Annotated in this window: 16 protein-coding genes and 1 pseudogene; 8 read left to right on the top strand and 9 right to left on the bottom strand. The window is 69.4% G+C overall.

All coding sequences use genetic code 11. The annotated features are described in order from the left end of the window. Positions 1 to 224: 224 nt before the first annotated feature. The 5 genes from ACIBB8_RS30150 (at position 225) to ACIBB8_RS30170 (ending at position 3,164) form a co-directional block, all read left to right on the top strand. Positions 225 to 722, top strand: coding sequence for a DUF4277 domain-containing protein (locus ACIBB8_RS30150; protein ID WP_398957445.1), 498 nt, complete (start codon positions 225 to 227; stop codon positions 720 to 722). Positions 723 to 814: 92 nt separating this feature from the next. Then, positions 815 to 1,087 carry a hypothetical protein gene (locus ACIBB8_RS30155; protein ID WP_398957447.1) on the top strand — a complete coding sequence of 91 codons (273 nt, stop codon included), beginning with the start codon at positions 815 to 817 and terminating at the stop codon, positions 1,085 to 1,087. Between the two features lie 146 nt (positions 1,088 to 1,233). Next, the gene (locus ACIBB8_RS30160) at positions 1,234 to 1,713 is read left to right on the top strand and encodes a hypothetical protein (protein ID WP_398957449.1); all 480 of its coding nucleotides are present in this window, start codon (positions 1,234 to 1,236) and stop codon (positions 1,711 to 1,713) included. Between the two features lie 20 nt (positions 1,714 to 1,733). Beyond that, a complete protein-coding gene (locus tag ACIBB8_RS30165; protein ID WP_398957450.1) occupies positions 1,734 to 2,789 on the top strand; it encodes a hypothetical protein in 1,056 nt (351 codons plus the stop codon). A gap of 228 nt (positions 2,790 to 3,017) precedes the next feature. Further along, positions 3,018 to 3,164 carry a hypothetical protein gene (locus tag ACIBB8_RS30170; RefSeq protein WP_398957453.1) on the top strand — a complete coding sequence of 49 codons (147 nt, stop codon included), beginning with the start codon at positions 3,018 to 3,020 and terminating at the stop codon, positions 3,162 to 3,164. Between the two features lie 74 nt (positions 3,165 to 3,238). On the opposite strand, the gene ACIBB8_RS30175 is transcribed toward ACIBB8_RS30170, so the two are convergent. Further along, positions 3,239 to 3,631, bottom strand: a complete 393-nt coding sequence (locus tag ACIBB8_RS30175) for a DUF6281 family protein (protein ID WP_398957455.1) — start codon at positions 3,629 to 3,631, stop codon at positions 3,239 to 3,241. A gap of 343 nt (positions 3,632 to 3,974) precedes the next feature. Between ACIBB8_RS30175 and ACIBB8_RS30180 the strand changes: the two genes are divergently transcribed. Beyond that, positions 3,975 to 4,145, top strand: coding sequence for a hypothetical protein (locus tag ACIBB8_RS30180; RefSeq protein ID WP_398957458.1), 171 nt, complete (start codon positions 3,975 to 3,977; stop codon positions 4,143 to 4,145). Here ACIBB8_RS30180 and ACIBB8_RS30185 read toward each other — a convergent pair. The 4 genes from ACIBB8_RS30185 to ACIBB8_RS30200 form a co-directional block, all read right to left on the bottom strand. Next, positions 4,142 to 4,435, bottom strand: coding sequence for a hypothetical protein (locus ACIBB8_RS30185; RefSeq protein ID WP_398957460.1), 294 nt, complete (start codon positions 4,433 to 4,435; stop codon positions 4,142 to 4,144). The two genes, ACIBB8_RS30180 and ACIBB8_RS30185, sit on opposite strands and share 4 nt — an antisense overlap. 76 nt (positions 4,436 to 4,511) lie before the next feature. Then, on the bottom strand, positions 4,512 to 5,501 hold the full coding sequence (gene moaA, locus ACIBB8_RS30190) for a GTP 3',8-cyclase MoaA (protein WP_398957462.1): 990 nt from the start codon (positions 5,499 to 5,501) through the stop codon (positions 4,512 to 4,514). Between the two features lie 184 nt (positions 5,502 to 5,685). Next, positions 5,686 to 7,326 (bottom strand): cation acetate symporter, encoded by a 1,641-nt coding sequence (locus ACIBB8_RS30195; protein ID WP_398957464.1) that lies wholly within the window; start codon positions 7,324 to 7,326, stop codon positions 5,686 to 5,688. After that, a complete protein-coding gene (locus ACIBB8_RS30200; protein ID WP_398957466.1) occupies positions 7,323 to 7,688 on the bottom strand; it encodes a DUF485 domain-containing protein in 366 nt (121 codons plus the stop codon). Before ACIBB8_RS30200 ends, ACIBB8_RS30195 begins: the two co-directional genes overlap by 4 nt. A 288-nt stretch (positions 7,689 to 7,976) precedes the next feature. Between ACIBB8_RS30200 and ACIBB8_RS30205 the strand changes: the two genes are divergently transcribed. After that, positions 7,977 to 9,542 carry a S8 family peptidase gene (locus ACIBB8_RS30205; protein WP_398957468.1) on the top strand — a complete coding sequence of 522 codons (1,566 nt, stop codon included), beginning with the start codon at positions 7,977 to 7,979 and terminating at the stop codon, positions 9,540 to 9,542. A gap of 70 nt (positions 9,543 to 9,612) precedes the next feature. On the opposite strand, the pseudogene ACIBB8_RS30210 reads toward ACIBB8_RS30205, so the two are convergent. Beyond that, positions 9,613 to 9,714: pseudogene (locus ACIBB8_RS30210) on the bottom strand (alcohol dehydrogenase); the annotation flags it as partial. A 60-nt stretch (positions 9,715 to 9,774) separates the two neighbouring features. On the opposite strand from ACIBB8_RS30210, the gene ACIBB8_RS30215 reads away from it, so the two are divergent. Then, positions 9,775 to 11,214 (top strand): CoA transferase, encoded by a 1,440-nt coding sequence (locus ACIBB8_RS30215; RefSeq protein ID WP_398957470.1) that lies wholly within the window; start codon positions 9,775 to 9,777, stop codon positions 11,212 to 11,214. 63 nt (positions 11,215 to 11,277) lie between these two features. On the opposite strand, the gene ACIBB8_RS30220 is transcribed toward ACIBB8_RS30215, so the two are convergent. The 3 genes from ACIBB8_RS30220 to ACIBB8_RS30230 are packed head-to-tail and all read right to left on the bottom strand — an operon-like array spanning position 11,278 to position 13,907. After that, positions 11,278 to 12,321 carry a zinc-dependent alcohol dehydrogenase family protein gene (locus ACIBB8_RS30220; RefSeq protein WP_398957471.1) on the bottom strand — a complete coding sequence of 348 codons (1,044 nt, stop codon included), beginning with the start codon at positions 12,319 to 12,321 and terminating at the stop codon, positions 11,278 to 11,280. Between the two features lie 21 nt (positions 12,322 to 12,342). Beyond that, positions 12,343 to 13,032: a lysoplasmalogenase gene (locus ACIBB8_RS30225; protein ID WP_398957473.1), complete on the bottom strand. Its 690-nt coding sequence runs from the start codon at positions 13,030 to 13,032 to the stop codon at positions 12,343 to 12,345. After that, positions 13,029 to 13,907, bottom strand: coding sequence for a sterol desaturase family protein (locus tag ACIBB8_RS30230; RefSeq protein ID WP_398957475.1), 879 nt, complete (start codon positions 13,905 to 13,907; stop codon positions 13,029 to 13,031). Before ACIBB8_RS30230 ends, ACIBB8_RS30225 begins: the two co-directional genes overlap by 4 nt. Between the last annotated feature and the right edge of the window lie 39 nt (positions 13,908 to 13,946).

Below are 13,946 nucleotides of genomic sequence, written 5' to 3' on the forward strand. Positions count from 1 at the left end.
AGTCGAAGCACACCTGCTCGAACTCCTCGGCATCGATGAAACCCGACCCCGCTGGCTACAGACCTAAACCCCCATGTGCGAAGTCTCCGGCTAGCTCCGTACTTCGCGGGTCGTTGATTCAGGTCGAGTTGGGAGCCTGGCGGTGTCTGTTGCGGGGGTGGTGGCGTTGACCGGGCGTGACGAAAACTTTCTGGTCTCCGCGGCCACGATCGCAGCGTCCACGTATGGAATGCGTGGTCAGCGCTGTGGTGGAGAAGCGTCTGGGCGCTCTGCCTGTCGCTGCTGAGTTTTCCCGTCGGCTGACCATGGCCGGGATCGTCGACCGTCTGTGCCCAGGCCGTGAGACCGCTCATGTGAAGCACGGCCAGGTCATCGAGGTCCTGGTGGCCAACCGGCTGACCGCGCCCGCATCGTTGTGGCGGGTGGATGACTGGGCGCGGGACTGGGCTGTGGAAGAGGTCTTCGGCATCGAAAGCGAGTTGCTCAACGACGACCGGCTTGGCCGGGCCCTGGACGCGATTGCCCCGCACCTGCAGGAGATCACCGACAGCATCGGTGCCCGCGCGATCGGCGAGTTCGGCATCGATGTGGCGACGATGCACTGGGACATGACGTCCATGTCGTTGCACGGCGCTTACCCCGCCGACGACCAGGACGAGGAGTATCCCCAGGTCAAGCACGGGCACCCCAAGGACCGCAGGTTCGATCTCAAGCAGATCTAGACCGGGCTCGCGGTCTCCGGCGACGGCGGGATCCCCTTGCTGTCCCGGGTCATCGACGGGGCGCCGCGGAGATCTCCCAGATCACCGGCACCATGACCGCCCTGCGTCAGATGGCCGGGCCGAAGGACTTCCTGCTGGTCGGCGATTCCAAGCTCATCTCCTACGCCAATGTGAGCGCGTTGATCGCCGCCGGGACCGGGTTCATCGCCCCAGCCCCCGCCTCCAAGGTCGCCGACTGTGTCTATGCCGCGCTCGACCTGGACGAGGCGAACGTCGTAGACTATGTCCCCCTCCGGGACGGCCCCGAAGTCCAGCCCGGACACCAGAGAACAAGTAATCCGCCAATAGCTTTCAGGACTTCGTGACTGTGGTCTTCTTCGGCTGGCGGGGCACGGTCCTGGTATTGGCCCCGGAGTCCTAGCCGACACCAGCCGCAAAGTAGGTCGCGGGTAGCCGGAGAGCCCCGTTTTACCCCACGGGCAACTTTTTCGCGCCCTGTTATGACGGCACCATGTCGAACGGCACGTTCTGCCAGACCGACAACGCCACCCTCACGGTCTACCGTCAGGGCTCCCTCACCTCCGGCGAGAAGAGCGTGATCAGCTCGGCACTCACCGGCTACTACAGCCCCACCGACCTCGCGGTCTCCATCAAGAGCTCCGGCGAGTACACCGGCTCTTCGGAGACCGACATCATCTACCAGGCAGGCGTCCTCCCGGCGACCACCATCGGGCGCGCCTGGTGCGACGACGCGGTCACCACGCTGAAGTGCGACCAGCACTACGTCCGCTTCAACGACAACACCTCGTCAATTGGCGCGATCAACAAGTCCGACGCGTGCCACGAGACAGGCCACGCCGTCGGCCTGACTCACGGTCCGCAGGCGTCCCCAAAGCTGGGCCTGTACGACAACCGGCTCGGCTGCATGTCGTACAACGACGTGTACGGGCTGGGCAGCAACAACGTGCAGAACATCAACGCCACCTACTAGGAAGGTTGCCTCCCGTCACCATGAGCACCCAAGTCAAGCTCCTCAGTGCCATCGCCGGCGTGGCTGCCCTGGGCGCGGCCGCCTTCCTGGCCCCGCTCGTCGCCGCCGACAGTCACGAACGCCCGGATGTCATCATCGCCCAGGGCAAGGACGGCTTACCCAACCGATCGCCCATCGACTGGGTCTCCTACGGGGACCAGGTCGCGGTCGTCAACGTCACCTCGGAGGCCGAGATCCCCGCCAGCCCCGAGGAGGTCGCGGCCGGCGAGGGCTACATCAGTAGACGCATCGCCCTGGACATCGGCGAGGTGGTCTGGTCGCGCCCCGGCGCTCCCACGCCTCCGGGAACGCTGAGCATGGTCGTGGACGGCTGGTCCTTCAAGGGCGACACTCGCACGCCGATGGCGCTGGAACAGAGCTCGCGTCTCGAGCCGGGACACACCTACGTGCTGTCGCTGGCCCAGCTCGCCGACGGAACCTGGTCGGCGATCGGCTCCCAGGCGGCGCTGCCATACGACAGCGGAACGATCGGCGCGGGCGAGTACCAGGGCGAGACCGTGACCGCAGCCCAGTTCGGCACGGCCGTGAAGGCCCACGACGACGACAAGCCGAAGGATGGGGGCTTTACCTCGGAGGGCGCCGAGGTGATCATGGAGTCCGTCGCGGAGCTCACCGTCGGCAAGTCAGCAGACTACGTCGAGACGCTGCTGACCACCACCAACCCCGACCCGCTGGCGGAGGCCAACTTCGACCTCGACCCGATCGCGCGGTACGAGGCCGTCGCTGGCGTCGACGAACCCGTCGAGACCTTCTGCTCGATAGCCACTCCCCTCGCCGTCTCCGAGGCGAGCAAGCTCACCTCGCCCGAGCTGGGCGGCATCCTGAACCAGCTCGTCGCCAAGGAGAGCGGGAAGGACGCCACGGACCTCAGTGTCCTGGCCGCGTACCACAACGGTGACGACAGCCTGGCATCCCAGGCCGACACCGTGCGCCCCACGGTCATCGCGAACATCGAGGGCCAGTGCGGGATCGAGGTCGGCGACCTGCTGCCCAACTCCACCGCCCCGCTGGACTAACAGCCGCCTGACCCGTCACACCTGATGCACCGTGATCGCCCCCGTCCCGTTCTTCGGGCCGGGGGCGATCACCGCGCGCGGGCAGGGCCTGGGGGCGGCGCCCAAGCCCCCGCGAGCCCTCAGCCCTGACGCCGCAGAAGGGATGCCCAGCCGGATCGGTGAGAATCTGCGCCTTGGCGTGCGGCTGGTGATCCGGCTCTGTGCGAGCTCGGCCTCACTTCGGGCGCCGTGTCGGCGTACCTGGACCGGCTGGAGAAGGCGGATCACAACCGCCGGGTGCGGGAGGCGGACGACCGCAGGGTCGTCCACCTCCGCCACGAGGAGCGCACCCAGGAGCTCGCCCGGGACTTCTTCTCCGTTCGCCGAGGCCACTGAGGTGACGCGCCGCCGCTTCACCGACGAGGAGCCGGGTACCGTCGTCGAATTCTTGGCCAGACTCAACGACGGATTCAGGAAGCTGCGTCCAGCGACGTGAGATCCGCGCCCTGGACCGCCACCAGCACGGCCTCGCCCGGGGTCTTCCCCGCCGCCACGGCGACCGCCGGATCGATGCCCTCGACCTCGTAGACGGTCACCTTCTCCGACTTCTCCGTGCCGTCGACCTCGCCCGATTCGTCACACCCGGGCAGCAGACCGGTACCGAGGTTTTTGCCGACTGTGAACTTCTTGTCGGTCACGGACCGCCCCCTCACGTCGAGGTAGGACCGCCCCTCGTACTTCACGAGGTACGCGCACTTCTCCTCGGAGGCGCCGCCCGCCTGGAGACCCCCGTCGGTCTCCCCCTTCGTCGTACAGCCGGTCCCCCCGACCACCAGGACCGCCGCCACCGCCAGAGTCCTCATCCACCCGCTCCGCACCCGCGGCTTCGCTTCCATCTCCCGCCCTCCGTCTCTCCGGCATCACCGAAGGCCCTTCGGCCTCTCAGTGCTACGACGGAGCAGCCCCCCTTTTCGTTCGGCCTGGTCGTCGGCGTTGTGACCCTGCCAGGCGGACGGCAGGTCGGGTCCGTCAGCGGAGTTCCGCGGCCCAGTCGGTCCGCGAGCGCGGCATCGGTCCCCTATAGCCTGACCAACCTGGAACAATCCGGCGCGCTGATACGCGACGGCCGGGGCTGGAACTGCCGTCCGGGCCACTGACCGGCACAACAAGGGCTCAACTGGCTGCGCCTGCGCACCGAGATCACCGTTGACGACACGGGCCGCCCCCCTGACCTGGCACTTCGACACCGACGTGCTCCAGGCCGAACAGGCCGTCGATGGCTGGTACGCCCTGCTGACCACCCTCACCCCCGAGCAGGCCGATCCCGCCGAGGTCCTGCGACGCTACAAAGGCCAGGACGCCGTCGAGCGCCGCTAGAGCGACTTCAAGGGCCCCCTGGCCGTCACACCGATCTTCGTCAGGACAACAAGCGCCTCGCCGCACTGATCACCGTGATCTGCCTGGCCCTGCTGCTGTTCTGCCTGATCGAACGCCAAGTCCGCCGCTCCCTGGGACCCGAACAGAAGATGCGGGGCCTGTATCCGGGCAACCAGGCAGTCCGGCCGACCGGCCGGATGATCCTCTACCACCTCTCCGGCCTGCGCCTGCGAGTCAGCAGCGCCACCGCCCCGCCCACCGTCGTCATCAACCGGGGCGTACAGCTCCACCTGCTCGACCTCCTCGGCCTGGAACCCACACATCCCCGCTGGCCAGAGACCAACGGGTTACCCGCGAAGTACGGAGCTAGCCGCCGATCGCCGACATCGGGCGGTCGGGCTGCAGGAACGACGGGTCGTCCAGACCGGATCCGGCCTTTTTCCCCCACATCGCGAGACGCCAGATCCGGGCGATCTCCTCGTCCGGGGCCTCGGACCGCAGCGCGCCGCGCAGATCGGTCTCCTCGCGGGCGAACAGGCAGGTCCGCACCTGGCCGTCGGCGGTGAGCCGGGTGCGGTCGCAGGCCCGGCAGAACGGGCGGGTGACGGAGGCGATGACGCCGACCCGGTGAGGTCCGCCGTCGACGAGCCAGCGCTCGGCGGGGGCGGAGCCGCGCTCGTCCTCGCCCTCGGCGGTGAGGGCGAAACGGGTGCGCAGCGAGGCGAGGATGTCGCCTGCCGTGATCATCCCGTCGCGCTTCCAGCCGTGCTGGGCGTCGAGCGGCATCTGCTCGATGAAGCGGAGCTCGTACCCGTGCTCCACGGCCCAGGCGAGCAGGTCGGGGGCCTCGTCCTCGTTGAGCCCCGGCATCAGCACGGTGTTGATCTTGACCGGGGTGAGGCCGACGCCGTGGGCGGCTTCGAGGCCTGCCAGCACGTCGTGGTGGCGGTCGCGGCGGGTGAGGGTCTTGAAGACGTCGGGGCGCAGGGTGTCCAGGGAGACATTGACCCGGTCCAGTCCGGCGGTTCTGAGGGCGGCTGCGGTGCGCTTCAGCCCGATGCCGTTGGTGGTCAAGGACAACTTCGGGCGGGGTGTCAGCGCCGCGCACTGCTCGACGATGGAGACGAGGCCGGGGCGCAGCAGCGGCTCGCCGCCGGTGAAGCGGACTTCCGTGATCCCCAGCTGGGTGACGGCGATACGGACGAGCCGGACGATCTCGTCGTCGCTCAGCAGGTCCGGCTTGGCCAGCCACTGCAGTCCCTCTTCGGGCATGCAGTAGGTGCACCGCAGGTTGCAGCGGTCGGTCAGCGACACGCGCAGGTCGGTGGCGACCCGGTCGTAGGTGTCGATGAGCATGGTGGGCCCCCTCCCCCGGTGGATCCCGGTTGCGGATCTGACTCCTCCGAGACTACGCGAGACCTGCGACACGCAGGTGGCCCGATTGCCACGAGGTACGGCGCGGCCGCGTCGTAGGACTCTACGACGCGGCCGCGGCAACAGCGTGGTGCGTGGCTCGAACCTTTCGATTAATTCCCGCTCGTCAGTGGGCACCGACGCCGGTGAGGGACTTGACCTCCAGCTCGGCGTACTTGCCCTTGTCCGGCTCCTCCTTAGAGAGGAGGGAGCCGAGCCAGCCGAGCAGGAAGCCCAGCGGGATGGAGATCAGGCCCGGGTTCTCCAGCGGGAACCAGGCGAAGTCGACGCCCTTGAACATCGATGTCTTCGCGTTGCCGGAGACGACCGGCGAGAACAGCACCAGGATCACCGAGCTGGCCAGACCGCCGTAGATCGACCACAGGGCGCCCTGGGTGGTGAACCGCTTCCAGAAAAGGCTGTAGAGGAGGGTCGGGAGGTTGGCGGAGGCGGCGACCGCGAAGGCGAGAGCCACCAGACCGGCGACGTTCATGTCGCGGGCGAAGGCGCCGAGGATGATGGCGACCGCGCCGATGAGGACGGTGGCCCAGCGGGCGGCCCGCATCTCCTCCTTCTCGGTGGCCTTCCCCTTGCGGATGACGTTGGCGTAGATGTCGTGGGCGAAGGAGGACGAGGAGGCGAGGGTGAGGCCCGCGACGACGGCGAGGATCGTGGCGAAGGCAACGGCCGAGATCACGGCGAGCAGCACCGCTCCGCCCGTCGTACCGACCCCGCCGAGGTATTCGGCGAGCTGCGGAGCCGCGGCGTTGCCCGCCGGGTTCTTCGCCCTGATCTCGTCCGGGCCGATGAGCGCCGCGGCGCCGAATCCGAGCGCGATCGTCATCAGGTAGAAGGCGCCGATGATGCCGATGGCCCAGTTCACCGACTTACGGGCGGCCTTGGCAGTCGGGACGGTGTAGAAGCGGATCAGGATGTGCGGGAGTCCGGCGGTGCCGAGGACCAGGGCGATGCCGAGGGAGAGGAAGTCCAGCTTCGAGGTGCCGGTGGCGCCGTACTTGAGGCCGGGCTCCAGGAACGCCGCTCCGTGGCCGCTCTTCCCGGCGGCCGTGCCCAGCAGGTCGGAGATGTTGAAGTCGAACTTGAGCAGCACCAGGAAGGTCATCAGGAGGGCACCGGCGATGAGCAGGACGGCCTTGACCATCTGCACCCAGGTGGTTCCCTTCATGCCGCCGATGGTGACGTACACGATCATCAGGACGCCGACGAGGGCGACGATGAGGATCTTTCCGGCGTCGCTGGTGATACCGAGGAGCAGCGAGACGAGCACACCCGCGCCCGCCATCTGCGCCAGCAGGTAGAAGATCGAGACGACGATGGTGGAGACGCCCGCGGCGGTACGTACCGGGCGCTGCCGCATCCGGTAGGCGAGGACGTCGCCCATCGTGTAGCGGCCGGAGTTGCGCAGCGGTTCCGCGACCAGCAGCAGGGCCACCAGCCAGGCGACGAGGAAGCCGATCGAGTAGAGGAAGCCGTCGTAGCCGAAGAGGGCGATGGCGCCGGCGATTCCGAGGAACGAGGCGGCGGACATGTAGTCACCGGAGACCGCGAGTCCGTTCTGGAAGGCGGTGAACTGGCGGCCGCCCGCGTAGAAGTCGGAGGCGCTCCTGGTCTGCCGGCCCGCCCAGACGGTGATGCCCAGGGTCGCGGCGACGAAGACCGCGAAGAGCGTGATGATCAGCGGCCGGTGCTCGGCGGTGGACGAGGCGGCGAGCTGGATCACGGGGTGCGAGTGGTACGCGGCGCTCATGCGTCGTCCTCCATACGGGACTTGATGGCCTCGGCCTTCGGGTCGAGCTTCGCCGCGGCGTGCCGCGCGTAGAACCAGGCGATGAGGAAGGTGGTGACGAACTGGGCGAGACCGAACACGAAGGCCACGTTGATGTTGCTGTACACCGTGGTGCCCATGAAGCCGCCGGCGTAGTTCGACAGCAGCACATAGAGCAGGTACCAGAGCACGAACGCGATGGTCAGCGGGAAGGCGAACGAGCGGTGCGCGCGGCGCAGTTCGCCGAACTCCGCGCTCTCCTGGACCTCGGCGAACCGTTCTGTCGTGGGCTGGGCGGGGCCGGTGTCCGGACCGGCCTTGGGCGGCGATGCATCGGTAGCCACGGAGTCTCCTCGCGACGCGGGTGCGGTGGTGGGGGCGGTGGATTTCACAACAGAACCTCGATGTCGGGGGGTTGGTGGTGCGACTCCCCTGACAACGGCACGTGCGGCGCGGCGAAGCGGTTCACCGCGCGTTACCGCTTCTCCGCTTCGCCCGATCGGCGGCACCCTTCGAACTGAATGTCGTCAATTCATTGATGTGCCGGATGATCAGCGATAACTTCACCGTTCATACACACGTCCGGACACACCTCGTGTCCGGCCGGCTGACACGGATGATGTGGAGACCCCATGGCGCATCTGGGATCCAGGCGGACCCGCGCACTGACGCTGCCCGTCGGATTGGCCCTCACGGCCTCGCTCGGCTTCCTGCCGACGAGTGCCGCATCTGCCGCCCCGTCGGACGGACTGCCCACGGCGGCGGTCTCGACGAACGGCCCGAAGCTGTCGTACGTCGTCAACACCACCCCCGTACACAGCACGGATGTGGTGCGCCGAGCGATAGCCGCAGCCGGCGGGACGATCGTGACGTCGCACGACCGCATAGGCGTGATCGTCGTCCACTCCTCGAACCCCGACTTCGCGAAGACCATTCGCAAGACCCCGGGCGTCGAGTCGGCCGGTGCCACTCGCACCGCCCCGCTCCGGTCCGTCGCCACGACCGAAGAGGGCAGCACCGAGCTGCTGACCGCCGAGGAGGCCGCGAAGGCCGCCGCGGCCGCGGGTCCGGGCCAGGAGCCGCTGGAGCCCAACCAGTGGGACATGCGCGCCATCCAGGCCGACGAGGCCAGCAAGATCAACGACGGCAGCCGCTCGGTCACCGTCGGCGTGATCGACACAGGTGTCGACGACACCCACGTCGATCTCAAGGCGAACTTCTCCAAGGAGCAGTCGGCCAGCTGCGTCGGCGGCGTGGCGGACACCACCGAGGGCGCCTGGCGTCCGTACCCGGGCCCCACCGGCAGTGACCACGGCACCCACGTCGCCGGTACGATCGCCGCCGCCCGCAACGGCATCGGCGTCACCGGTGTCGCCCCCGGTGTCAAGGTGGCCGGCATCAAGGTCAGCGAGCCCGGCGATGGCTTCTTCTACACCGAGGCGGTCGTCTGCGGCTTCGTCTGGGCCGCCGAGCACGGCATCGAGGTGACCAACAACAGCTACTACGTCGACCCCTGGTACTTCAACTGCCAGGACGACCCGGACCAGAAGGCTCTGCTCGACGCCCTCACCCGCGCCACGAAGTACGCCGAGCGCAAGGGCGTCCTCAATGTCGCCGCGGCGGGCAACGAGAACTACGACCTGAACTCCGACAGCATCGTCGACAGCTCCAGCCCGAACGACTCCACTACGGGGACGCGCACCATCGACCCCCACAAGTGCTTCGACATCCCGACCCAGCTGCCGGGCGTCGTCACGGTGTCCGCGACCGGCGTCAAGGGCTTCAAGTCGTACTACTCCAGCTTCGGTCTGGGCGTCGTCGACGTGTCCGCCCCCGGCGGCGACAAGTGGCAGATCCCGGACACTCCGGACGGAAACAGCTCCGACCCCGTCGTCCGCGGCAACGCGGGCCGTGTGCTCTCGACGGTCGTGGACGGCAAGTACGGCTACAAGCAGGGCACCTCGATGGCGACCCCGCATGTCGCGGGCGTCGCCGCGCTACTGAAGAGCACGCACCCGAAGGCCACCCCCGCGCAGCTCCAGGAGATGCTGAAGGCTCAGGCCGTCAACCCGGGTTGCCCGGCGAAGGTCTACAACTCGGCCGGCCAGCTGATCGACGCGACGACCTGCAAGGGCGACAGCAAGGTCAACGGCTACTACGGCCACGGCATCGTCAACGCCCTGAACGCCGTCAAGTAGTCGGCTCCGCACCTCTGCGCAACCGGGGCCGGACGGGAAGCACTTCCCGTCCGGCCCCGTCGTCATGGCGTCACGGCTCGACGAGCAACTTCAGCGCCGTACGCTCGTCCATCGCCCGTTTGCCGGCGGGGACCTCGTCGAGGCCGATGGTGAGGTCGAAGACGGGGGAAGGGCCAGGGGCATCCCCCGGCCCTCCCTTCCGCCAGGTGGCACTCAGTGCCATAGTGCGGACATGACACACGTACAGAACTCCGGTACGGAGCAGGCCTGGGCCGCTCTCGGCGGTGACCCCGCTCTTCTCGGCCGTATCGGCTTCGGCGGACCGACCGGTGCGCTGCCCGCGCGGCTGCCCGTCCCGGAACTGGCCCGCTCCACTGTCGCGGTCTGTTCGCTGGCCGCCGCCGAACTCGCGGCGCGCCGCACGGGGGGCGGCGCCGGTCGCGTACCGCAGGTCCGGATCGACGACGGGGCGGTGGGCACGGCGTTCCTCAGCGAGCGGCAGCTGCGGATCGACGGACGCGCGCCGACGACGTTCGCCCCGCTGTCCCGGTTCTGGCGGACGGCCGACGGCTGGGTCCGCACCCACGCCAACTACCCCCACCACCGCGCCCGGTTGCTCACTGCGCTCGGCCTGCCCGGCGACACCGGGGTGGACACAGTGACGGCCGTGCTCGCCGAGCGCCGCTCGGTGGAGATCGAGGAGACGGTGTACACCGCGGGCGGTCTGGCCGTCGCGCTGCGCACCCCCGAGGAGTGGGCCGCGCACGAGCAGGGCGCCATGATCGCCGCACGCCCGCTGCTCACGCTCGAACGGACCGAGGCACCGGGAGAGGTGGCGCCGCGCCGCCTCACCCCGCTGTCGGGTCCGCCGCTGCTGCCCGCCGCCGGGCTCCGGGTCCTGGACCTGACGAGGGTGCTCGCCGGTCCGGTCGCCACCCGCACGCTGGCGCTGCTGGGCGCGGACGTGCTGCGGATCGACGCGCCGCAGCTGCCGGAAAGTCAGGACGCCCACAGCGACACGGGCTTCGGCAAGCGGTCGGTCGCCCTGGACCTGCGCGACCGGGCCGGGCGGGCGACGTTCGAGGAGCTGCTCGCCGACGCCGATGTACTGGTGACCGGATACCGGCCGGGCGCGCTGGAGGCGTACGGCCTGACTCCGGAGGCGCTCGCCGTACGCCGTCCCGGTCTGGTCCTCGCGCAGGTGTCCGCGTGGGGCCGGTACGGGCCGTGGCACGAGCGGCGCGGCTTCGACAGCCTGGTGCAGGTGGCCACCGGCATCGCGACGCTGGAGGGAAGCGCGGAAGCCCCGGGCGCGCTGCCCGCGCAGGCCCTCGACCACGGCACCGGGTACCTGCTGGCGGCGGGGGTGCTGCGGGCGCTGTCCGAGCAGCACGACGACGGCGGCTCGCGGCTGCTGCGACTGGCGCTCGGACAGACGGCGCACTGGTTGTGCACGGGCCTGTCGGGGCAGCCGGCCGACGGCGCCGCTCAGACGTACGACCCCGAGAAGTACCTCGGCAGCACGGACAGCGAGATGGGACGCCTGCGGTACGCCCTGCCGCCGGTGTCCTTCGCGGGCGGCCCCGCGGACTGGTCGCGCCCGCCGGGCCGGCTGGGCGCGGATTCCCCGGTGTGGAGTGTCACCGCTGCTGCCACCAGCGGCACCCACTGACCGGGACGGGCCCGGCGGACATGTCTCGTGCGCCGGGCTCGCACAGGTCACTGCCGGCGTCCGCTACGGCTTGATGAGGACCTTCAGCGCCGTACGCTCGTCCATCGCCCGGTAGCCGGCGGGGACGTCGTCGAGGCCGATGGTGAGGTCGAAGACGGGCGACGGGTCGATCGTGCCGGACAGGACGTCGGGGAGCAGTTCCGGAATGTACGCACGCACGGGGGCGACGCCGCCGCGCAGGGCGATGTTCCGGTCGAACATGACGCCGAGGTCCAGCCCGGTGCCGCTGCCGTGCGGCACGCCGACGTAGCCGATCGAGCCGCCGTCGCGGGTGATCCCGACCGCCGTACGCATCGACTGCTCGGTGCCGACGGCCTCGATCACGGCCTGCGCGCCCGCGCCGCCGGTCAGTTCCCGTACGGCGGCGACGGCCGCCTCGCCGCGCTCGGCGACGACGTCCGTGGCGCCGAAGTCGCGGGCGATGTCCGTACGCGTCCGGTGGCGGCCCAGCGCGATGATCCGCTCGGCGCCGATCCGCTTGGCGGCCATGACGCCGCAGAGGCCGACCGCCCCGTCACCGACGACCGCGACCGTGGAGCCGGGCTTCACACCCGCGCCGACGGCTGCGTGGTGGCCGGTACCGAGCACGTCGGACAGGGCCAGGAGCGCGGTGAGCAGCCGGTCGTCAGACGCGGCGGCGGCCGGGAGCTTGACCAGTGTGCCGTCGGCGAACGGCACGCGGACGGCCTCGCCCTGGCCGCCGTCGGAGCCGACCGAGCCCCAGAAGCCGCCCTGCGGGCAGGACGTCATCAGGCCCTCGGCGCAGTACTCGCAGGTGCCGTCGGACCAGACGAAGGGGGCGACGACCAGGTCGCCGACCGCGAATCCAGCGACCTCCGAGCCCGCCTCCTCGACGATCCCGAGGAACTCGTGGCCGATCCGCTGGCCTGGCTGCCGGGCGGACTCGCCACGGTACGCCCACAGGTCGCTGCCGCAGATACACGCCCGCAGGACCCGCAGCACCACATCGGTGGGCTGCTGGATCGTCGGGTCCGGCACCTCCTGCACGCGTATGTCGTGGGGGGCGTGGATGACGGTGGCGCGCATGCGTGGGGGTCCTTGCTGATCTCAGATACTGATACTCCGCTCACGGTACGCCCCAGGGGCGACAGCGGCCCATGGCGCACCCGGTGCCAGCGCTCCGACCGTCAGCAGGAACTGCGCAGCGATGTAGGTGAGCATGATCCAGAAGTCGGGGGCCGGCAGCTGGGGCAGGTCGGCGATGCCGGTGGCGATCAGCGTGTCGGAGAGCAGGAAGAGCGCCCCGCCGACGGCCGCGTACCGGCCGAAGGTACTGGACCGGTAGGCCATCGCGGTCAGCAGCAGGCTGTACCCGGCCATCGGGATCCTCAGGTCTGCGGGCAGCCCGCCCCAGAGCAGGACGAGGAAGCCGGCCAGGACGACCGCGTACGCGACGCCGAGCAGCACGGAACTCCGGGCGCGCCCGAAGAGCCAGAGATAACAGACATGACCTGCGGCGAAGGAGCCCATGCCGATGAGGAAGGCGGTGTCGGCGTCCGCCAGCAGGAAGGTGTCGCCGCCCCAGCCGAAGAGCAGCGCGGCGATCAGCAGCCGGGGGCCGCGGCGGGCGGCGGCGTACCCGGCGAGCAGCGGCATGAGCAGCGGCTTGGCGACGAGGTGGGCGATGCCGGCATCGGCGAGGAGACCGAAGAGATCGACGGCGGAGGCGACGAGGAAGGCGATGAGCAGGGGGCGTACGAGGCGCGCCCGCGGATCAGCGGCCGTGGCGGCGCTCATCCGGTGCGACCGGGTGCGGGGACGACGGTGGCGGAGACCTTGGGCGCCGGCTGCCACCCCGGCCCGCGGAAGACTCGCCCGGCCCGCTCGCGCCAGCTGCCCGCCGCCCGTACGTCCCGGGCGATCGCGGCGTACTCGTGGGTCGCCACGCGCAGGGGGTTGTGGGTGGCGATGTTCTTGGTGAGCCCGTAGACCGGCCGCTCGGTCTCGGCGGTGAAAGAACCGAAGAGCCGGTCCCACAGGATCAGGATGCCGCCGAAGTTCCGGTCGAGGTAGCCGCCCTGGGACGCGTGGTGCACCCGGTGGTGGGAGGGCGTGTTCAGTACGTACTCGAAGGGCCGGGGCAGCTTGTCGATCCGTTCGGTGTGGACCCAGAACTGGTAGACGAGATTGGCCGAGGAGCAGAACGCCAGCGCCGCCGGATGGACCCCGCACGCGATGAGCGGCACATAGAACGGCCAGACGGTCAGCGAGGTCCAGGGCTGGCGCAGCGCGGTGGTGAGGTTGAACTTCCGGCTGGAGTGATGGACCACATGGCAGGCCCAGAGAATCCGGATGACGTGGTGGCCGCGGTGGGACCAGTAGTAGAAGAAGTCCTGCGCGAGCAGCATCAGCAGGACCGTCCACCACAGGACGGGGACGTGGAGCGGGGTCAGCTCGTAGACCGCGGTGTAGATCGCCACGATGGGCACTTTCCACAGCAGGTCGAAGACGAGGCTGCCGAGCCCCATGGTGACGCTGGTGACGGCGTCCTTGGTCTCGTACCCGGCGGCGTCCTCGTCGGGGTGGATGCGGTGGCTGACCATTTCGACAACGGTGAGCAGGACGAAGGCCGGTATGGACCACAGCACGACATCGGGGAGGTTCGGCTCCATGCGAGCACCGTAAAGCTGCTGGTCGGTCCGGGACTAGAC

This window comes from Streptomyces sp. NPDC051286 (assembly GCF_044455345.1).
Classification (GTDB): Bacteria; Actinomycetota; Actinomycetes; order Streptomycetales; family Streptomycetaceae; genus Streptomyces.